This window comes from Cetobacterium sp. ZWU0022 (assembly GCF_000800875.1).
Taxonomy (GTDB): Bacteria; Fusobacteriota; Fusobacteriia; order Fusobacteriales; family Fusobacteriaceae; genus Cetobacterium_A.
Genome location: NZ_JRJZ01000077.1, coordinates 64,664 through 85,874 on the forward strand (window position 1 = coordinate 64,664; position 21,211 = coordinate 85,874).

Consider the following 21,211-nt stretch of genomic DNA (forward strand, 5'->3'; position numbering starts at 1 on the left):
GAGGATAAAATGAAAAAATATTTAAAAATTTTAGGATTAGCATCAATATTATTTATAGCAGGTTGTGGAGATAGTGAAAAAAAAGATACTGTAAGCACAGAGAATAAAAAAGTAGAATTAAGTTTTGTAACATTTACTGGAACTGGTGAAGAGTATATGATGGACATAAATAGTCTGTCAGAAGCTTATCAAAAAATAAATCCAAATGTAACAATAAAAATGGAAAAAATACTTGCAACGGAATATGATAATACAATGAAAATAAGAAATTCAGCACAAAAGTTACCTGATATTTTTCCAGTAAGAGTTGTAACTATGGAAAGTTTTAAAAGTGTATTACTTCCTTTAAATGAAAGTGAAGCTACAAAAGTAAATAAATTTGCTAAAGATTTCGAAATTGATGGCAATGTATATGGATTACCAATGTATGGATTCAATGAATTTATTTATTATAGAAAAAGTATTTTTAACGATTTAAATCTTGAAATACCTACAACGTGGAAAGAGTTTGTGGAGCTTTCAAGAAAGATAAAAGAGAATGGAGTATATATTCCAATGGCATTAGGAGCTAAAGACTCTTGGACAACATATCCATTTAATGAATTTATGCCATTTTTAGTACCAGGAGGTAATGATATTTTAAGTAAAATGGCCGTAGAAAAAGATCCATTCTCATCTGGGAAACCATTTTATGTAGCTTATGATATGCTAGATAAGTATTACAGTATGAAACCTTTTGGAGATGATCCTTTAGGATATGGTTGGGATCAAGAGAAAAGTATGTTTGCAGCTAAAAAATCAGCTATGTTAGCAGCAGGGCAATGGTTTTATATGGATTTGGAAAAAGAGATGACCAAAGAAACATTAGATGATATAGGAGTATTTGTATTACCTGCTAGGGAAACAAAGGATGATCCATTTAGATATCTAGTTTCAGCAGAGGTATTTTTATCGATTCCAAAATATAGTAAAAATAAAGAGGAGGCTAAAAAGTTTTTAGACTGGTTCTTTAAAAGTGATTATTATAAAGAATATGTAACATACATGAATGTTCTTCCCGCTGTAAACGAAGTAAAAGGCAGAGAAAGTATTTTTAATACAGCCATAGCAAGTATTCCAAATCCAGAAGTTGTACTTCAAAAAGGTGGAGATGAAAAATTTAGAAAGATTGCTAATTATATTTCTTTTGATGTTAAAAGAATGGGTCAAGAGATGATACAAGGAGTTAATTTTTCAGAATATATGGATGAATATAATAAAAAATGGAAAGAAGCTCAAGAAAATATAAAATAATTTTTAGGAGTAAAGTATGAAAAATAAAACACAGAAGAATATATTATTAGTATGTTTTTTAATAGTACCAACTATATTATTATTTGTATTTGTTCTTTACCCTGGATTTAAATTAGCTTTAATAAGTTTTACTGATTGGGATGGAATAAATCCTAGTTATAATTATATTGGTCTAAAAAATTATACTCAAGTATTTCAAAGAAAGGATATTTGGCAAAGTTTAAAAAATAATAATTTATATTTTATACTGCATTTAATTTTTATTCCATTAGAGATGTATTTAGCAATGATTTTAGATAGATATATAAAAAAAAGTGAATTTTTTAAAACTATAGTTTTTATGCCTTATATAATAAATGGTGTTGCAATAGCTTATATGTTTTCTTTTTTATATAGTTCAGAAGATGGTGTTTTGAATGGTTTTTTAGCTCTTGCAAGTATTGGAAAGGTTAGATGGTTAAGTGATCCTCGAATTGTAAACTACTCTTTGGTAGTAGTTTCTCTTTGGAGATTTACAGGAGTTCATATAATACTTTTTTTAGCAGGACTACAATCAATAAATAAAGATATGCTAGAAGCTGCATTAATAGATGGAGCATCAGTATTACAACAATTTATAAAAATAATAATACCTAATATGAAATCCATACTAAGCATAGTGTTATTCTTAAATGTTAGGGGCGCACTAATGGTTTTTGATATTCCATTTGTTATGACGAGTGGTGGACCTGGAACGAGTAGTACAACTTTTGCTTTACATACGGTTAAAACGGCTTTTGAATTTAGCAATTTTGGATTAGCTTGTGCAATGGCTATAGTTTTAATAATTGCAGTTATAGTTATCTCAATAATTCAAGATTTATTTTTAGAACCAGAAAAATTTAAAAAAAAGTTGAGTAAAATCAGAAGTTTTTTCAAAAGTAAGGATGTGAAAAATCAAAAATTGGTAGGAGAGGATGGGTATGAACTTGAGAAAAAAGAAGCCGAGCGAGGTATTATTTAATATTCTTAATCATATAGTATTTATAATTATAACATTGATAGTTTTAGTTCCTTTATTCTTAGTTGTGCTATCATCTTTTAAGACTCCTGAACAAATATCTCAAGGATATCATTTATCTTTACCATTACCATTTTCATTAGAGAATTATAGAGAAGTTTTTAAAAATGGAAATGTGCTGACAGGATTTAAAAACTCTATACTTTTAGTTTTAGGAACGATAACAATGAATGTTCTTTTAAGCAGTATGGTTGCATATTCTTTAAGTAGATTTGAATTTAAACTAAAAAAAGTATATTTCTTTTTATTTAGTTTTTCTATGTTGATTCCTAGTTTTATTGCTGAGATAACAAGATTTGGAATAATAGGAAAACTTGGTATATACGATACTTTATTAGCACCAATGGTGATTTATATATCAACAGATATACTTCAGATATACGTATACAAACAATTTATAGATCAAATACCATATTCTTTAGATGAAAGTGCAAGAATAGATGGATGCTCATATTTTAAAATATATTGGAAAGTTATATTTCCATTAATTTTACCAGCAACAGCTACACTTATAATATTAAAATCTGTTGATGTTTTAAATGATATGTTTACACCATATCTTTATATGCCAAGTGCTAAAAATGCAACATTAACAACAATGTTAATGAGTTATGTAGGGCGTAGTGGGTCATGGGCTAAGTTATCGGCTGCGATAGTTATAGTTATGTTACCGACAGTTATAATGTATTTAATATTTAAGAAAAAGATTTTATCGGGAATAGTCGCTGGAGCAGTTAAAGAATAAAAAATAAAATAGAAAATGATTAGATAAAATATTCAAAATAGGAACTTTTAGAAATAAATTGAAAACCGTCTATTGATAAAGATAGTAGTTAAAGAGTATACTTGGCTTAAGAATGATTTGGGGAGGTTTCAAATATGTATAAAAGAAAATTATTGCTACTAGCTTCATTAATCTGTATGAATGCTTTTTCTAACGAAGTTAAAAAAGATAATGTAGACTACAAAATTACAGAAAAGCCTGTAACTTTATCAATTTTAGCTATTCAAAATGGTAAAGTATTCGATGAAAATTGGTTAACTTTCCAAGAAGCTTATAAAGATACAAATGTAAAGTTAGAAAGTTCTATTTCTAAGAATTTAACTGATGAGATTCAAGCATTTAATCTTGCAGTTTCATCAGGAAATTTACCAAATATAATCTCTTACGCATATCCTGATAAAATTGAAAATTTGGGAATGTCAGGAGGTATGATTTCATTAAATAGTCTTATAGATCAACATGCACCTAATATCAAGGCTTTTTTTGAAAAATATCCGAGATATAAAGCTGATGCAGTAGCTGCTGATGGAAATATATATTATATTCCATTTTACTATGATTGGTATGCAATGAAAGCTTCTCAAGGTTTATTTATAAGAAAAGATTGGTTAGATAAGTTAGGATTGAAAGTGCCCGAAACTATGGATGATTTTTATAAAGTTTTAAAAGCGTTTAAAGAACAAGATCCAAATGGAAATGGAAAAGCTGATGAAATTCCATACTTTGAAAGAACTACTGAGTTTGCAACAAAAGAGTTAGTTGGATTATTTGGAGCTGAATATGGATTTTATATAGATAATGGAGTAGTTAAATATGGTCCATCTCAAGAGAGGTTTAAAGAGGCTATGCCTGAAGTTATTAAATGGTATAAAGAGGGTCTGATAGATCCTGAAATATATACTAGAGGTTTTGCTGGTAGAGATTATATGTTAAGAAATGATATTGGCGGAGTAACTTTTGATTGGTTTGCAAGTACTACTGCTTATAATAATGATGCAGATTTAAAAAAGCAAAATGAAAAGTTTGAATTTATAGCAATTGCACCTCCACAATATAAAGGAAAAAGTTATGCTCCTGATGCGAGAGTAACATCTATGGGTGGATGGGGAATTACAGCTAGTACAAAAGAACCTGTTGTTGCTATAAAATATATGGACTACTGGTTCTCTGATAAAGGGTATGAGCTTTATAATTGGGGAGTTGAAGGGAATACATTTTTAAGAGATGAAAATGGTAAAAAATATTATACAGATAAAATTATGAAGAGTTCAGAAACTACACCGCTTCAAGCGCTTTTAAATAATGGAATTCAATTTAAAATGGGTGCTCGTCAAGATTATGAATATGAAAAAGCTTGGGGAGATCCTAAAGCTACAGAGTGGTCAGAGATGTATATGAATAATGGTTATATTATGGATCCAGCTCCACTTTTCAAATATACACCAAAAGAAGCGAAGCAGGTTCAAAAAATAAACTCACAACTATCGATGGCTTTAGATGAGATGTGTCAAAAATGGGTTTTAGGTGCTGAAGATTTTGATAAAACATACGATAAATTTATTGAAAGAATTAATAAAATTGGTTTACAAAATTTAATTGAGATAAATCAAAAAGCATACGATAGAGTTAATAAATAGGGGATGTGGCTATGAATTATACTAATTTATCTAAAGAAAAACTTTTTTATGGGATTCATGAAGCTTTAAAAAAAATTGATAAAAATTTATATAATTTTATTGATACATATCCTAAAGCAGCTAGTGTGAATAATGTTTATTCTGGAATGAAAAATGGTTTAGATGGAGATGATTGGGTTTCTGGATTTTGGACTGGAATGCTCTGGTTATCTTATGAGATTACTCAAAATAATGAGTATAGAAAACTTGCCGAATATCAATTAAAAGACTATAAAGAAAGAATTGAAAAAAAAATACATCTAAATCATCATGATATAGGTTTTCTTTTTTCTCTTTCAGCTGTTGCAAACTATAAAATAACAGGATGTAACGAAGCTAAATCCATTGGGGTAAAAGCTGCTGAACATCTTATAACAAGATATAAAGAGAAGGGTGAATTTATTCAAGCATGGGGAGACTTAGATAATCCTGATCACTATAGATTAATTATTGATTGTAATATGAATATGCCTTTGTTATTTTGGGCTTCAGATGTTACAGGCGATAAAACTTTTGCAGAAATTGCAACAAAGCATCTAGAAACTGCTAAAAATGTTGTTATAAGAGAGGATCATTCAACACATCATACTTTTTATTTTGATCCTAAGACTGGTAATCCTACAAAAGGAGTTACTGCTCAAGGATACTCTGATTCATCAGCTTGGGCAAGAGGACAAGCATGGGGAGTTTATGGGTTTGCGTTAGCTTATGAATATACAAAAGATGAGTCATATATTGATGCTTATAAGAAAGTTACAAATTATTTTATAGATCATTTACCAGCAGATAACGTATGTTTCTGGGATCTTGTTTTTAATGATGGAGACGACCAACCAAGAGATACTTCTGCTGCAGTTATCGCGGTTTGTGGAATTCTTGAAATGTCCTCTCAATTAGATGAAAATGATCCAGATAGAATTAGGCACCTAGAGGTTGCATTCAAAATTTTAAACTCTATAATCAATAACTATACAACAAAAAAATTAGAACACTCTAATGGGCTATTAACTGATGCTGTTTACTCTATTCCTCATAATTCAGGGGTAAAAGAGTGTAATATTTGGGGAGATTATTTCTACTTAGAAGCATTAGTTCGAATTTTTAAGAATTGGAATAGATATTGGTAAATTAAATAGATGAAGTTTCCTTTTATAGGGACTTCATCTATTTTTTTGTTTTTGTTACCTCTTTTTATTTTTTATTATCTAAAAAGAATCTAGCTGGTGAAACACCTTCATATTTTTTAAAAATTCTAATAAATGTATTAGAACTATTGTAGCCAACCATCTCAGCCACATCTTTAATTTTTACACCTCTATCTGCTCGTATTATTTCTTTTGCTTTTTTTATTCTAAATAGATTTAAATAGTTTTTAAAGTTATCACCCATATTTTTTTTGAAAAGAAGACTTGTATATCTAAATGAAAAACCTAAATAATCTGAAAGGTCCTCTAGAGAAAAATCTTTTGCATAGTTATCTTCTAAATATTTTTCTATTCTATTTTTCATTTCAACGTCAGATTCTTTTTCTTTATTTAATTTTAGATCACTTATTTTATTTATTATTTTTTTGTATCCTAACATATTTATATTTTGTAATCTGTTAGAAATTTTACATTTTATATACTCTTTAGGAAGTAGTTTTAAATCTGTTATTTCATTTGAAACTGTAAATATTAATTTCATTTTATATTTTTCTTCAATCATAGCTAATAATTCTGAAAACCTATTGAACTCCCCTTTGGGAATTAAAAAAAGAACATTTCTATAATCAATATCTATTACCTCACTAGTTTTTAAGCTGTTTAAATATTTCATTAAATAATTCTTTATTTCATGATTTATTCCGAGAAAAAATTCTTCTGTATTTGAATCAAAAAATTCTACCAAAATAAGATTTAAAGGAAGTTTCATATCTTTAAATCGCTCTGTAAAACTCTCGATATCTCTATATTGATTGATACCTAAAATATAGTCTCTAAAATTTTTTTTCTGATTTATATAAAGAATTGGAGTTTGAATAAACTTAAAAATTTTTAAAATACATATAAAAACAATTGTTGTTATAAATAGAACTTTGAATATACTCAATATTATAAATGGCAATATATTTGCCTTAATTGGGTTAAAAACGAGATTAAAATCATAATAGTTATTTCTAAAGCTATAAGGACTTTCATAATTATAATCTCTTTCGATAGACCATTCTCCTAATCCATCTATTTTTAAGTCTGAAAAAAAGATATTTTTATCAATACTGATTACCCAAGTTCCATCTTGAATAGCCTCATATTTTGATGGAGATATCAATATTGTTATAAAGTTTTTATACTCAATTATATTTGGTAAAGTTTCAAGATCAGAATAAATTCCTATATTTTTTAAAAAATGATTTTTATCAATAACACCGTTAGAAGTTATAAATACATTAGACTTTTTATTTGCAAAGGCTATATCATAACCAAATTTAGAGAACAAATTATTTTTAGACTTCAATAGTTTAAAAATTTTTAATCTATTATATGGTGTTGGATTTTCCTCGTATTCTAAAATAGATTCTTCATTTTTTAAATCTAAAATAGATGAGTATATTAAACCGGTTTTTATATCAAAAATATTTTTTTTCTCTTCTATTTTTATAGCTAAATTTTTTGTATAATTTTTTTCACCATCTATATAGATTAAAGTTACTAAAAATATATTTGTTAAAATAAAAATTATCATCAATAACTTTTCAAATTTCATACTAGCACCTTTCTAAAATTTTATTTATAGTATGTTTATTATAACATATTTGTATCGAAAAAAAACTATATGTTATTAAAAATACCACTAAAAAGAAAAAGTTTTTAAAGAGTTTTTAAGAAAAAATATATTTGTTATCAAAAAATATAGAAAATGGGATATCATAAATTGATGATTTACACCCTTATAATAATAAACTATAATTTTAATATATAAAATAGACATGGAGGGAGGTATTATGAAAAAGTTTAAAAACTATCTTAAAAGAGGGAATGTTAAAGATCAATTGTCGCTTTACATAATTCTTTTGCCATTTTTACTTTGGTATATTTTATTTGAATATAAAGCGATGTATGGTCTTATAATCGCCTTTAAAGATTTTAATTTATTTAGAGGAATTGCAGGAAGTGATTGGATAGGTTTAGATAATTTTCGAGAGTTTTTAACAAGTCCATATTTTTATACAACTCTCAAAAATACCATATTTTTAAATATATACAGCCTTATTTTTGAATTTCCATTTGCAATTATTTTAGCATTGATGCTTAATGAGGTTAAAAATAGATATTTTCGATCAATTATTCAAACAATATCTTTTTTACCATATTTCATCGCTATTGTGGTTACAGCTGGAATTACTATAAATATTCTTTCGCCAAGTAGTGGAGTTATAAATCATATTTTAAGTAAAATAGGGTTTGAAAAAATTTATTTTCTTTCTAAACCAGAATATTTCAGAGGTATTTTTACTGGAATGAATACTTGGAAAAGTACAGGATTCAATGCAATAATATATTTAGCTGCTTTGACGTCCGTTGATGAATCCTTATATGAAGCCGCGAAAATAGATGGTGCGACAAAGTTCCAACAATTGAGATTTATAACTTTTCCATCAATAATTCCAACAATTGTTATTATGTTAATTTTAAAAGTTGGAAGTATGTTAAATGTTGCATTTGAAACTGTGTTATTGCTTTATCAACCAGCAACATATTCAACATCTGATGTTATAAGTACATATGTTTATAGAACAGGGATGTTGATGCAAGACTTTGGTTTGGCTACAGCGGTGGGACTATTCAATGCTATTATTGGATTTATTTTAGTGTACCTTGCCAATAGATGGAGTAAAAAAATAACATCTTCAGGTCTTTGGTAATATTTGAGGTATTAAAAAATATTTTATAGGAGAGATACTATGAATAAAATAAAAAAATCAAAAGATGAAAGAATATTTGATTTTATAAACTATATATTGTTGACTATATTTGGAATAATCTTTATATATCCTATTATATATGTATTTTCAGCATCTGTTACAAAACCATATCTTTTAGAGATAGGAGAGATGTATTTACTACCAAAAGGTATTAGCTTAGCCTCATTTAAAGCAGCTATGAGTTTAGAAGGAATTTGGTTAGCTTATGCCAATAGTATTTTTATAACAGTTGTAGGAACTCTTGTAAGTATGTTTTTTACAATTACTGGTGCATATGTTTTATCTAAGTCAGAGCTAAAGTTTAGAAAAACTATAACACTTTTAATTGTAATAACAATGTGGTTTGATCCAGGGATGATACCTCGGTATCTGAATTTTAGAGATTTGGGATTAATAAATAGTTATACATCTGTTATTTTAGGTTTTGCAATTAACACGTTTAATGTTATTATTTTAAAAAGTTTCTTTGAAGCTGTACCTAAGTCTTTAGAAGAGTCTGCTAGAATTGATGGAGCTAGCCAATGGAAAATAATGACAAAAATATATCTACCACTTTCAGTATCAGCTTTGACAACGGTATCTCTTTTTTATGCTATCTCTAGATGGAATGGATACTTTTGGACAATGGTCCTTTTAACAGATGATTCAAAGATGCCATTACAAGTATTTTTAAAAAAATTAATCGTCGAAAGAACTATGGCTGGAGAAGCGGCACAAATTATAACACCTGAGAGCTTGACGTCACCACAATCTATTATCTATGCGGTTATAGTTCTATCTATAATCCCAATTTTAATAGTTTATCCTTTTATACAAAAGTTTTTCAAAAAAGGTGTTACTTTGGGAGCTGTTAAAGAGTAGTTATTAAAAAATAAAAACTAAGAGAATTCATTCCTTTAATTTGGATTGTAATCTCTTAGTTTTTTATAGTTTATCAATATTTTATTATCTTAATAGTAATATCTTCCTCATTATTTTTTATAAACCCTGTCCGTCCATAAATCAAAGCATCATCTATTAAATAACTTTTTTTGGAGTTATTAATATCTTTCATTGAATTGAATACAGTTATTTTGTTTTTAGAATCTAATTTAATCTCAACAGCAGCAGCTTCATTTTTGGGGACTGAACTTTTATCTCCTCTTAAAATAATACTCTCTTTAACATCTAATTCTTTAGATGAAATAATTGTAAAGATAGTTTTATTTCCTATTGATTCTACACTTGAAACAAGTTTAAAATTTTTCTCTTTTTTATTGTACTCATTTGAAAAAATACTCTCTTTTAATTTAAGTTCTATATTTTTATCACTCCAATACATAAAGAGGTTTGTCTTTTTTCCTGAAATAATTGATTTATTAGTATTTATAATTGGAAATTTATTGGGATTAAAGTTAAAGAGTTGAGAATATTTATGTGAACCTTCACTCAGAAACTCATCAATAATAACCCAAATTCCAATCTTAAAATATAGTATTTTTCTATTTGTAATTACTGGTGTTTCTAAATTTATATATCCTAAATGACCAGCGTCAACATAGTCAAAATCTGATTCAAATAGATGATAAGAGTTTAGAGTAAGAGCTGATGAATCTATATTCCAAGCACCAGATAATTCACTAAATGGTTTTTCATCAACAATTGTTGTATTATGTGAAAAGCATCCTCTTAAAAGCTCTCTTTCCTCTTTATTTTCCATATAAGTAAATCTTCCAGGATCACTGATAAAATCTTCACCTTCAGATACTAAATCAAAATGAAGATGCTCAGCATGTCCATGCCCACTACCTATTGATCCACATCTAAACCAAAGATAATTACTGTTCTCTTCGAAAGAATCTCTTAAATAAAAATTACCACTTTCTTTTAAAGCTATCGATGAGTATTTTGGTGGAATAGTTTTTATCTTATCAAATTTAGAAATATTATCTTGTCCAATATACCATATTGATTCAGAATCCAAATAGCCATATCCGAAGTATTTTAACTCTTCATCTTTCAAAATATAAGCCGCTCTTGTTATGATATCTCTTAAATCGATTTCATCGCTATCTCCTTGAATTGGTTGAGCATGATTTGGCTTTTTCATGTATGCATCTACATATGCCAATTTTTTTATAGCTTCTAAAATGAATTTAGGTATTTGAATATTTTTATGTTCATAATCAAATGCTATATCTAAAAGACAATTTAAAACTTCGTTATGATATAGTGGTGAATTTTCCCAGTGCACTCCATCCCTTAAAATTTGAATACAACATTGATGTTTAAGTCTTTCAAGAGCAAGTTTCATACTATTTTCCAATTCAGGATACAAATTTTTATAATTTAATGCTAACGAAATCAATCCGCAGTTTTGCATTACTCCCCAGTTACTTAAAATTCTAAAATCATCATATAAATCAATTAAAACTTTACTTTGAGTTATGAGAGAGCTTATCATTTTTTTTTCGATTTCATCTATATTACAATTTGTTTTTTTTAGTAAATTTATTGTTTTTATCCAATTTAAACATCTAATTCCAATTTCAATAGTTCTTGAACAATTTTTATATTTTTCTTTTGAAATATCTACGTTATCAATCCAAGAGTTAATTTGTAAAAAAAGCTTATTCAAATACTTTGAGCTTGAAGTTAAAATATACCCTTTTGCTAAATAAATCCAAAACTTATGTCTATTTAACATAAAAGTCCATTCAGGATCTCCAAATGGTATTTTTGTCCATTGAATTTTATCTTCAAATGTATATGGTATTTTACAAACTTCCATATCCCACTTATGATTGAAAATAAATGTATTTTCACAAATTAAATCACATGTTTCCAATAACTCTTTATAATGGTGAATTGAAAAAGGATTCATTATTTTATATACCTCCAAATTTATATTTATAATATAAAAAATAGAGAAATCTAAATTATTAAAGATTTTCTCTATTCTTATTAAAATTTAATTTTATTTAATTCCAGTTGACGCCATTCCTTCAATAAATTTCTTTTGGAATATAATAAACATGACTAACATAGGTAAAACTCCAAGAATAGCTCCAGCCATAGCTAAAGGATAATCTGTCCCATGTTGACCAGATAGAGCTGCTAATCCAGCAGATAATGTCATTTTATCAGTAGAAGTATTAACAATAAGAGGCCACATAAGTTGATTCCAACTAGCAAGAGCAGTTATTATGATTAAAGCGATAATTCCTGGTTTAACAAGAGGTAACATAATCTTATAATATATTTGGAAATGATTACATCCATCTATAATAGCTGCTTCTTCAAGTTCTTTAGGAAGAGTCATAAAAAATTGTCTCATTAAAAAAGTTCCAAAAGAACTAAATAATCCAGGAATAATAAGACCACTTAGAGTATTTAAAAGTCCTAATTTTTGAATAATCATGTACTGAGGTAGTAAAAAAATTTGTCCTGGAACCATTAAAACAGCTAAAAGTAAGAGAAAGATTATATTTTTAAATGGAAATTCAATTCTAGCAAAAGCATAAGCTGCCATAGAGCAAAATATAATCTGGCCAATTGTTCTAATTACAGTATAAACAATAGTATTATAGTAAAATTTCATAAAAGGCATAGTAGCCATAACATCTTTATAATTACTCCACTTAAACTCAGATGGAAATATTGCAGGTGGAACTTGAATACTTTCTCCTAAAGTTTTAACAGAGGTTAAAAACATCCAAATAAATGGAATTAAGGTAAATATCACTCCAGTTATAAGAACGATATGTAAAAATATCTTTTCTTTTTTCTCGTCCATATTCTCCTCCTAATAGTTAACTAGTTTTTTTTGTAGCTTAAGTTGAATCCAAGTAAAAGCCATAATAATAATAAATAAAACAACAGCAATAGCAGCAGCATAGCCTCGTTCAGACATTTGGAAAGCATTAGTATAGAAGAAGTATACTATTGTCATACTGCTTTCAAAAGCAGGATTAGTTCTATTTATCATCATAAAAACTAAATCAAATATTTGAAAAGAATTGATAAAAGACATCACTGTAACAAAAAATAATGATGGACTTAATAGAGGTAAAGTTATTTTAAAGAAGCAAACTATAGGACCAGCACCATCTATTTTAGCAGCTTCATAGTACATCTTAGGAATTCCTTGTAAACCAGCTAGAAGAATAACCATGTTATAACCAATATTTGACCAAATAGCAACAATTATAACCGCATATAAAGCTGTTTGAGGGTCTGATAACCAAGCTCTAGATTCAAATCCAAAGTTATTTAAAAGTTGATTTAAAATTCCAAACTCTTTATTGTACATCCATCTCCATACCATAGCAATAGCTGTGGGCATTGTAACAGCAGGTAAAAAATATAAAACCCTATAAATAGTAAGACCTTTAATTTTACTATTTAGCATAGTTGCAACTAAAGTAGAGCAAGTTATTCCCAAAGGAACAGAGAATAGTACATAAATAAAAGTATTTTTTAAAGCTCGATACATTTTAGGGTCAGACATTAACTTTTGATAATTTTTGAAGCCGATATACTCGAATTGTCCAAAAGTACCTAAATTAGTTAAACTAAAATACATATTTTGAAAAAATGGAAATATATAAAAAATTCCGATCCCGAGAACTAGGGGGGCAATCAAAAGATATGCCCATATATTATTTTGAAGTTTATCTTTTCTCATAATTAAACTTCCTCTTTTAAAATAGAATTCATTTTTTCATTTATAATTTCACAGGCTTTTTCAGGTGTTAATTCTCCCATCCAAACTTTGTTAAGATATTCATTCATAATATCTTCCCACTTTCCAGTATTTAGAGATGCAGGGTATTCTATTCCGTTAGGAAGCATATTAGAGTAACCATGTAGATTTAAATTAGGATATGAATTTGTCCAAATTTCTTGTGACTCAATATAGGCGGGAATAACTATTCCACTTTTTGCTTGGATATCATGAGAATCTTTAGTAGATAAATATGTTACTAGTTTTTTTGCCTCTTCAGGATATTTAGTCTTTGAATAAATAGCATACCCAAGTCCATGAATAATAGCAGCATCATTATTTTTTAAAGGTAGTTTTGCTAAATCCACTTTATCTTTTATGATTTCATTTTTCATATATTGCTTAACCATCCAAGAGCCAGAGTATGTCATAGCTACTTTTTGAGATTGGAAAAGATCAGAAGATTTAGTATCAGCAATTTCTCCAAGACTAGGTATAATTTTATCGTCAAGAAGTTGTTTAATCTCTTTTATTGCAGCTATTGTATTAGGATCTGAAAAACCACTAGTTTTTTTATCTGGAGATATAACTCGTCCTCCAAATTGAGAGATTATTTCATAATAATCTTCTTGTCCAGAAAATCCTAATGCTAAACCATAATTTCCACTTCTATTTTTTATCTCTTTAGCTGTTTTAATCATATCCTCCCAGTTCCAGTTATCATTAGGGTACTGTAATTGTAAAGAATCAAATAAATCTTTATTATACCAAAGAGCAGTAGTATCTATATCTTTAGGAGCGGCCATTAGCTTATTATCATAAGTATACATTTTAATCATACCTTCAGGGAAAGCTTTTGTATCGATTGCTTTATTGTTAACTAAATCTTGAATGGGTAAAATCATATTTGCTTTGGCGTATTTTGTAAAGTTTGGTGCATTAATCCAAAAGATATCTTGAAGTTGTCCACCTGTAGCAGCAGTTTCTAGTTTAGTCCAATATTGAGAAAACGGTGTAATTTCTACAATTACTTTAACATTAGGGTTCTCTTTTTCAAAATTGCTAATCATATTTTCAATAACAGGTTTTTGATTAGCGTCCCAAAGAGCAAGTTTTAAAACTTTTTCTTTGCTATTACTAGAATTATTCTCGTTATTACAACCTGAAATAGAAGCTAAAATACCTAAACTTAATAGTGATAAAATAAATTTTTTCATAAAACCCCCTTAAAATTTTTGTATACGTATTCATTCTTTAATTGATAAAATATACCTCATAGATTTAGAATTGTCAAATTTATTTTAAGCTACTATTTCGTATTTCGATTCCAGGAGATAATTGAAGTGTTTTCTTTATACTTTCTTTACTTAGAACAAAATCAATACCAGCTTTGATCATAGCTTCTGTAGGTTGAGTAATACTTGTAATATTAAGAAGTTTAGAAACAATGGTATTATCAAATCCAACTAAAGCGATATCTTCAGGAATTTTATAGCCAAACTCATTAATTTTTTTCATGAATAAACAAGCTACTTCATCATTAGATGCAATGTAAGCAGTACAAGAAAGTTTTTTTTGTTTTAAAATAATTTCAATATCATTTTCAGAAAGAGTAATTGTGTCAACTTTTATAAAGAATTCAGATTTAAAGTTTAAATTGTATTCTTTCAATTTTTTCTTTACACCATCAAGTTTTGGATTATACTGTTTGTAATCTCCACCAATATATCCTATGTTTTTATGTCCTTGATCTATAAGATGTTGACATGCAATCTCACCACCATTTATAAGAGAAGTTGTTACATAATTGTGACCTGGAAAACTATCATTTAAAGCTACAAATGGGACATTTGTACTTTCTAAAAAATTCAGATTTTTTTCATCGACAGGAGTTATAAGTATTCCTTCGACATTTCTAGCTAGCATCATTTTGATATGATCAGATTCTAATTTAGAATCTTTTTCAGAATTCATAATAAGAAGGCTATAGCCTTTTTCTCTTGCTAAATTTTCTGCGTATTTAATCATATCTAAGTAGTAATAATTAGAAAAACTAAAGGCAATAAAACCTAAAATTTTACTTCCAACTCCTCTCATAGTTTTAGCATTTTCATTTGGAATAAATTTATATTTATCAATAAAATATTGAATTTTTTCTTTTACTTCAGGCTTAACTTTTTCAGGTTGATTTATAGCTCTGGATACAGTAGCTTGTGATACACCAACTAAATTTGCAATTTCTGTCATAGTCATTCGTTTACTTTTCATAGATTCTCCTTTTGTAAATCAGGTTATATAAAAAATAATACCCTATAAATTTATGATAAGCAAATTTTTATGAAAAAAATTTGACAATTTAAAAATCATGTATTATACTCACATTAAAATAAATGTATACGTATTCAAAAATAGGAGGGATTATTTTATGTTAAAAATAGGTGTAATTGGAGCAGGAAATAGAGGAAAAGATGTATATGCTAATTTTATTTTAAAAAACAGTAGCGAAGCAGAGATTGTTGCTGTTGCAGAACCAAATCCTATAAAAAGAGAGCAAATGATAAAAGCTCATGAAATTTTACCTGAGTATGTATTTAACACTTGGAATGAATTTTTAGAAAAAGATAAATTTTGTGACGCTATAATTTTAGCAACAGGTGATGATATGCATTTTGAACCTATGGAGCTAGCTATGAAAAAAGGATATAACATTCTTTTAGAAAAGCCAATGTCAAATAAAGTTGAAGAGTGTATCAATATAGTTAAAATGGCTGAAAAATATAAAGTAAAAATAATGGTTTGTCATGTACTTAGATATACACCATTTTTTAGTAAGTTAAAAGAATTAATAGATAGTGGAATAATTGGAGATGTTGTAGATATACAACATAATGAAAATATAGGAAATTTCCATTTTGCTCATAGTTTTGTAAGAGGAAATTGGAGAAATTCTGATGAAACAAGTCCTCTTATTTTACAGAAAAGTTGTCATGATTTAGATATTTTATCATGGCTTTTAAATGGAAATCCTTGTAAAAAAATAGCTTCTTTTGGAACCTTAAAGTACTTTAAAAAAGAAAATGCACCTGAAGGATCAGCAGATAGATGCTTAGAATGCAAATATATAGATAGTTGTATATATTCACCAAAAAAAATATATTATAATAATATAGGCTGTTGGCCAACACTAGTAGCTACTGAAATTCAGACAGAGGAAGCTTTAACAAAATCTTTAGAAGATAATCAGTATGGAAGATGTGTTTATAAATGCGATAACAATGTTGTAGATAATATGGTATCTATAATAGAATTTGAAAATGAAGTGAATGTAACTTTTAATCTTTCAGCTTTTACAGACGAAGTTTGTAGAACTATAAAGATAATGGGAACTAAAGGAGAAATAAGAGGGAATGATGCAAAAAATCATATTGAAGTTTATGAGTTTGGAAAAGGAAGTGGACGTTTTGCAAATGGAAAGAAAACTGAAATTATTCCTGAAATTTTAGAAGGTGGCCATGGAGGAGGAGATACGGGATTAATGAACGATTTTATAAATTTTTGTTTAGGAAGACAGGAGGATTCAAGAACTAGTCCTAGAACATCTTTAGAAAGTCATATTATGGCTTTTGCGGCAGAAAGTTCAAGAGTTAATGGAAATGTTGTTTATATGAAGGAATACTTGAATAAATTTAATTAAATCTTAAAGGCCCAACTAATTATTGGGCCTTTTTTTCAATATATTAAATACTCGTCTTTTCTTTAAAGTGTTCTCCCCAAGCGGCCATAGAATCTATTACAGGTTTTAAGCTATATCCGAGAGGTGTAAGTGAATACTCAACTTTAGGTGGAACTACAGGATAGACTGTTCTTGTTAAAATTTCGTAAGACTCCATAGTTCTCAAGTTTGATGTTAAAACTTTTTGACTGATTGTTCCCAAAGATTTTTTTAATTCGCTGAATCTTTTTGTTCCATCCATCAAATCACGAAGAATTAAAATTTTCCAACGGTCACTAATAAACATAACTGTAACTTCAACAGGGCATGCAGGTAAATTTTTCATATATACACCTTCCAAATACTAATATTTTCAATATGGTTTCTCTAGAGTAACTATAGCACCTTAAAGTGCGTACTTCACAAAAGAGATTTAAAAAAGTATTATAATATCATCTAAGGAAAAAAACAAGAAAATTTTAGAAAAAAGAGTAAAAAGGGAGGATTTAAAATGAAGATAGCAGTTGTAGCAGCAAACGGAAGAGTGGGAAGACTGGTTGTAAAAGAAGCAGTTGATAAAGGATATGAGGTTGTAGCATTTGTAAGAAATGAAGATAAAACTTTAGGGATTCAAGCTGTAGAAAAAGATATTATGGATTTAAAAAGTGAAGATTTTAAAGGGTTCGATGCTGTAATTTCAGCTTTTGGTGTTTGGGAAGAGAAAAAATTTGGACAACAGTCAACAGTTATCGAGCATTTAGCTGATACACTTTCAAATTCAGAAACACGTTTATTGATAGTAGGTGGAGCAGGTAGCTTATATACAGATGAAAGTTTGAAAATTCAGCTTATAGATACTCCGGAATTCCCAAAAGAGTATTTAGCACTAGCAACAGCATCGTCTGATTCATTGGATTTATTAAGAAAAAGAGATGATGTGAAATGGACATATCTAAGTCCTGCTGGTTTCTTTGATGCAGAAGGGATTAGAACAGGAGAGTATAAATTAGGAGGAGAGGTTGCAATCGTTAATTCGAAAGGTGAGAGCTATATCAGTTATGCAGATTTTGCTATAGCTATGGTTGATGAGTTGAAAAATAAAAGTTATATTCAAAAGCGTTTTTCTGTAGTAGGTGAAAATAGATAAAATAGATGGAAATAAATACTAAAGGAGATGATATTTATCATCTCCTTTAGTATTGTTTCAGTTAAAAGTATCTACATCTAGTTTAGGTCCAAAATTATCCGTATCCATTTGATCCATCTCCATAACAGCTGTAGTTGCAGGAGTAGGATTAACATTTGTATTAGAACAAGCAATAAATATTAAACTGAATAAAAAAGCTATAACTAATTTTTTCATTTTAAACCTCCTATTGAACTTTGATTTTCCTTGCTCTTTTATACATAAAGAGTAGTAGAGTTCCTTCAATAATTAGTAAATTATTTTACACTTTTTCCAAGAATAAGTGTTCCTAAAGTTTTAGAAGTAGGGATTTTTTTTCTTTGATAGATTTTATCCTCAATTAAACTTTCGATAGCATCAAAGCATATTTTCTTTGTTTCAATTGTAAAACTTGTAAGTTCAGGTGAAAACCAATTTTTAAAGCTAAGATTATCATGACCAATAATAGATACTTCATCAGGAATTTTAACTCCTAAATCATTAAATCCTTTTATTAATCCTAGAGCCCAAATATCGTGCTGAGCAAAAATAGCATCAATTGTGCCCAATTTTCCATATAACTCGTGAGCTATAGCTACTCCGTTTTCAAAAGATGGTGAGGACTTTATAATTGAATTTTCGTTGAAGGTCACTCCGTTTTCTTCTAAAGCATGTTTAAAACCTAGAGTTCTCATTTTAAAACTAGGAGTCATGTCAGTTGTTATAGTAAGAATAGATTTTAAGTTCCGATTTAAAAGATATTGAGTGATTATTTTTCCAGCACTGTAGTTATCAGCAGTAAAAACTTCTTCAGAATATTTTTCAGGACCATAATAAAGAAGAGAGTAAGGATATTTCATCTCTTTTAAAAATTCAATTTCACTATTCGTTAGCATTTTTGAAAAGATTATAATTCCATCAATAATTCCACTATTGAAAAGTTGTGAAACTTTGTATTTAAAATCTTCGGTATTTTTAAAGAGATATAAAGCGGGTTCGTATTTTTTTAATTGAATCTCTTCGTGAAGTGTGCTCCAAAATACATTTGTAAATGTGCTATGAGGTATTTTAAAAAAATCATCTTGCATGAAAACACCAATTGTATTTGAACTTTTTTTAGAAAGGTTTCGAGCATTAATATCTATAGTATAGTTTAACTCTTTTGCTATTTTTTTTATTTCTTCCCTTGTTTCTAAAGGAATTCGATTATTATCACTTAAACTTCTTGATATAGTTGAAATACTATATCCAGTTTTAGCAGCAATGTCTTTTAATGTAATTTTTCCCATATTTTTCTCCATAAACTTTTAATTACTACCTTTTTATTTTACACTATATCTTTTTATATTTAAATATAGTATTTTATTACATAATAATTTAAAAATTGACATTTTATAGTTTTTATAGTAATATAATCATAAAAAATAATGCGCAACCGATTGCGCAAAACGGGAGGAGATATGAAATTTAAAATGATTGATAAGTTAATTTTATCGACACTTATTATTTCAAAATTTGCTGTAGCATCTAATTTTAAGCCAGGAACATATATAGGTTCTGCACCAGGATATAAAGATAATATCCAAGTTGAGGTTAAAGTTAATTCGAAAAAAATAGAAAGTGTAAAAATAGTAAAACATGATGAGAGTCCACTTATATCAGATGTAGCTTTACAAAGAATTCCAGCAGAGGTTGTTGAGTATCAAAGTCTTGGAGTGGATGAGGTTGCAGGAGCTACAGCAACAAGTAAAGGGGTAATTGCTGCTATAACAAGAGCATTAAGAGCAGCAGGCGGGGATTTAAATACATTGAGAAAAAAAGTTGTAACAAATACAGTAAAAGAGAATAGAGAGTATAATGCAGATGTAATTGTAGTTGGAGGTGGAGGAGCTGGTTTAGCAGCAGCAGTTTCAGCTCATCAAAATGGTGCAACAGTATTAGTTTTAGAGAAGATGCCAAGAGTTGGAGGGAACACTCTTATTGCTGGATCAGCATATAATGCTGTAGACCCAAAGAGACAAAAACCTTTAGGAATAGAAGATTCAGTAGATTTACATTATAAACATACATTTGAAGGTGGAGATAAATTAGGAAAACCAGTTTTAATAAAAACTTTTGTTGAAAATTCATATCCAGGAATCGAATGGTTAGAAAGCTTAGGAATGGGATTCAAAGATGAGATATTTACAGTTTTAGGAGCTTTATATCCAAGAAGTCACAAACCAGAAAAACCTTTAGGAACAGGATTCATAGGAACTTACGAGGATTATATCTCTAAAAATAAGGGAATAACAGTGCTGACAGATACAAAAGTTGAAGATTTAATATTAGAAAACGGAAGAGTTGTAGGAGTGAAAGCATTAGGAAGAAAAGAAAATATTGTAGCAAAAGCTAAAAATGGAGTTGTAATTGCAACAGGTGGATTTGGTGCTAACGTTGAACTTCGTCAACACTATAACTCAAAGCTTACAAAAGATATCCCAACAACAAATCATCCGGGAGCAACAGGTGAAGTTATGTTTATGGCAGCTGAAAAAGCAGCAGCAAACTTGGTTGGTTTACAGTACATTCAGCTTCTTCCGATGGGAGATCCTATAAATGGAAGTTTGAGTGGAAATATAGAGGGAAGTGTTGAGGATAGAATATTTGTAAATAAATCAGGAAAGCGTTTTGTTGCAGAGGATGAACGTAGAGATGTTATGACTAATGCACTATTTGAACAAGAAGATGCATATATGTGGACTATAGTTGACGCACATACATATCCAACTGAGCAAGGTAAAAATAATTTCAATGGTGCGACACGTTTCGTAATGAAAAGTTACGACATGTTAAAAGTAGCTTAGAATAAG

The 21,211-nt window shown here is 28.4% G+C and carries 19 protein-coding genes; 10 read left to right on the forward strand and 9 right to left on the reverse strand.

Annotation, left to right across the window (positions count from 1 at the left end; all coding sequences use genetic code 11):
* Positions 1–9: 9 nt before the first annotated feature.
* From L988_RS06315 to L988_RS06335, 5 genes are all read left to right on the forward strand, one after another.
* On the forward strand, positions 10–1,293 hold the full coding sequence (locus L988_RS06315) for an ABC transporter substrate-binding protein (RefSeq protein ID WP_047382639.1): 1,284 nt from the start codon (positions 10–12) through the stop codon (positions 1,291–1,293).
* Between the two features lie 16 nt (positions 1,294–1,309).
* Positions 1,310–2,296 (forward strand): carbohydrate ABC transporter permease, encoded by a 987-nt coding sequence (locus L988_RS06320; protein WP_081990310.1) that lies wholly within the window; start codon positions 1,310–1,312, stop codon positions 2,294–2,296.
* Entirely contained in the window at positions 2,256–3,098 is an 843-nt protein-coding gene (locus L988_RS06325) for a carbohydrate ABC transporter permease (RefSeq protein WP_052191728.1), read from the forward strand. Before L988_RS06320 ends, L988_RS06325 begins: the two co-directional genes overlap by 41 nt.
* Before the next feature lie 134 nt (positions 3,099–3,232).
* Positions 3,233–4,774, forward strand: coding sequence for an extracellular solute-binding protein (locus L988_RS06330; protein WP_047382641.1), 1,542 nt, complete (start codon positions 3,233–3,235; stop codon positions 4,772–4,774).
* Positions 4,775–4,785: 11 nt separating this feature from the next.
* Positions 4,786–5,940 carry a glycoside hydrolase family 88 protein gene (locus L988_RS06335; protein ID WP_197053950.1) on the forward strand — a complete coding sequence of 385 codons (1,155 nt, stop codon included), beginning with the start codon at positions 4,786–4,788 and terminating at the stop codon, positions 5,938–5,940.
* 64 nt (positions 5,941–6,004) lie between these two features.
* On the opposite strand, the gene L988_RS06340 is transcribed toward L988_RS06335, so the two are convergent.
* Positions 6,005–7,558: a helix-turn-helix transcriptional regulator gene (locus L988_RS06340; RefSeq protein ID WP_047382644.1), complete on the reverse strand. Its 1,554-nt coding sequence runs from the start codon at positions 7,556–7,558 to the stop codon at positions 6,005–6,007.
* Positions 7,559–7,796: 238 nt separating this feature from the next.
* Here L988_RS06340 and L988_RS06345 point away from each other — a divergent pair, with 238 nt between their 5' ends.
* Both L988_RS06345 and L988_RS06350 read left to right on the forward strand, forming a co-directional pair.
* The gene (locus tag L988_RS06345; RefSeq protein WP_047382646.1) at positions 7,797–8,717 is read left to right on the forward strand and encodes a sugar ABC transporter permease; all 921 of its coding nucleotides are present in this window, start codon (positions 7,797–7,799) and stop codon (positions 8,715–8,717) included.
* Between the two features lie 39 nt (positions 8,718–8,756).
* On the forward strand, positions 8,757–9,638 hold the full coding sequence (locus L988_RS06350) for a carbohydrate ABC transporter permease (RefSeq protein WP_047382648.1): 882 nt from the start codon (positions 8,757–8,759) through the stop codon (positions 9,636–9,638).
* A gap of 73 nt (positions 9,639–9,711) precedes the next feature.
* On the opposite strand, the gene L988_RS06355 is transcribed toward L988_RS06350, so the two are convergent.
* The 5 genes from L988_RS06355 to L988_RS06375 form a co-directional block, all read right to left on the reverse strand.
* Entirely contained in the window at positions 9,712–11,640 is a 1,929-nt protein-coding gene (locus tag L988_RS06355) for an alginate lyase family protein (protein WP_047382650.1), read from the reverse strand.
* Between the two features lie 93 nt (positions 11,641–11,733).
* Positions 11,734–12,552, reverse strand: coding sequence for a carbohydrate ABC transporter permease (locus L988_RS06360; RefSeq protein ID WP_047382651.1), 819 nt, complete (start codon positions 12,550–12,552; stop codon positions 11,734–11,736).
* Positions 12,553–12,561: 9 nt separating this feature from the next.
* Positions 12,562–13,443, reverse strand: a complete 882-nt coding sequence (locus L988_RS06365) for a carbohydrate ABC transporter permease (protein WP_047382653.1) — start codon at positions 13,441–13,443, stop codon at positions 12,562–12,564.
* 2 nt (positions 13,444–13,445) lie between these two features.
* Positions 13,446–14,699 carry a sugar ABC transporter substrate-binding protein gene (locus tag L988_RS06370; protein WP_047382654.1) on the reverse strand — a complete coding sequence of 418 codons (1,254 nt, stop codon included), beginning with the start codon at positions 14,697–14,699 and terminating at the stop codon, positions 13,446–13,448.
* A gap of 79 nt (positions 14,700–14,778) precedes the next feature.
* Entirely contained in the window at positions 14,779–15,750 is a 972-nt protein-coding gene (locus L988_RS06375; RefSeq protein WP_047382657.1) for a LacI family DNA-binding transcriptional regulator, read from the reverse strand.
* A 157-nt stretch (positions 15,751–15,907) separates the two neighbouring features.
* Here L988_RS06375 and L988_RS06380 point away from each other — a divergent pair, with 157 nt between their 5' ends.
* Positions 15,908–17,176, forward strand: a complete 1,269-nt coding sequence (locus L988_RS06380; RefSeq protein WP_047382658.1) for a Gfo/Idh/MocA family protein — start codon at positions 15,908–15,910, stop codon at positions 17,174–17,176.
* A gap of 43 nt (positions 17,177–17,219) precedes the next feature.
* On the opposite strand, the gene L988_RS06385 is transcribed toward L988_RS06380, so the two are convergent.
* Positions 17,220–17,540 (reverse strand): helix-turn-helix domain-containing protein, encoded by a 321-nt coding sequence (locus L988_RS06385; RefSeq protein WP_047382660.1) that lies wholly within the window; start codon positions 17,538–17,540, stop codon positions 17,220–17,222.
* Positions 17,541–17,705: 165 nt separating this feature from the next.
* Here L988_RS06385 and L988_RS06390 point away from each other — a divergent pair, with 165 nt between their 5' ends.
* The gene (locus L988_RS06390; protein ID WP_047382662.1) at positions 17,706–18,341 is read left to right on the forward strand and encodes an NAD(P)-dependent oxidoreductase; all 636 of its coding nucleotides are present in this window, start codon (positions 17,706–17,708) and stop codon (positions 18,339–18,341) included.
* 57 nt (positions 18,342–18,398) lie between these two features.
* Here the strand turns inward: L988_RS06390 and L988_RS13635 are convergent, their stop codons facing one another.
* Complete coding sequence (locus L988_RS13635) at positions 18,399–18,557, reverse strand: hypothetical protein (protein WP_156110714.1); 159 nt, start codon at positions 18,555–18,557, stop codon at positions 18,399–18,401.
* Between the two features lie 80 nt (positions 18,558–18,637).
* Positions 18,638–19,648, reverse strand: coding sequence for a LacI family DNA-binding transcriptional regulator (locus L988_RS06395; RefSeq protein ID WP_047382664.1), 1,011 nt, complete (start codon positions 19,646–19,648; stop codon positions 18,638–18,640).
* Positions 19,649–19,819: 171 nt separating this feature from the next.
* On the opposite strand from L988_RS06395, the gene L988_RS06400 reads away from it, so the two are divergent.
* A complete protein-coding gene (locus L988_RS06400; protein WP_052191730.1) occupies positions 19,820–21,205 on the forward strand; it encodes an FAD-binding protein in 1,386 nt (461 codons plus the stop codon).
* Positions 21,206–21,211 lie beyond the last annotated feature (6 nt).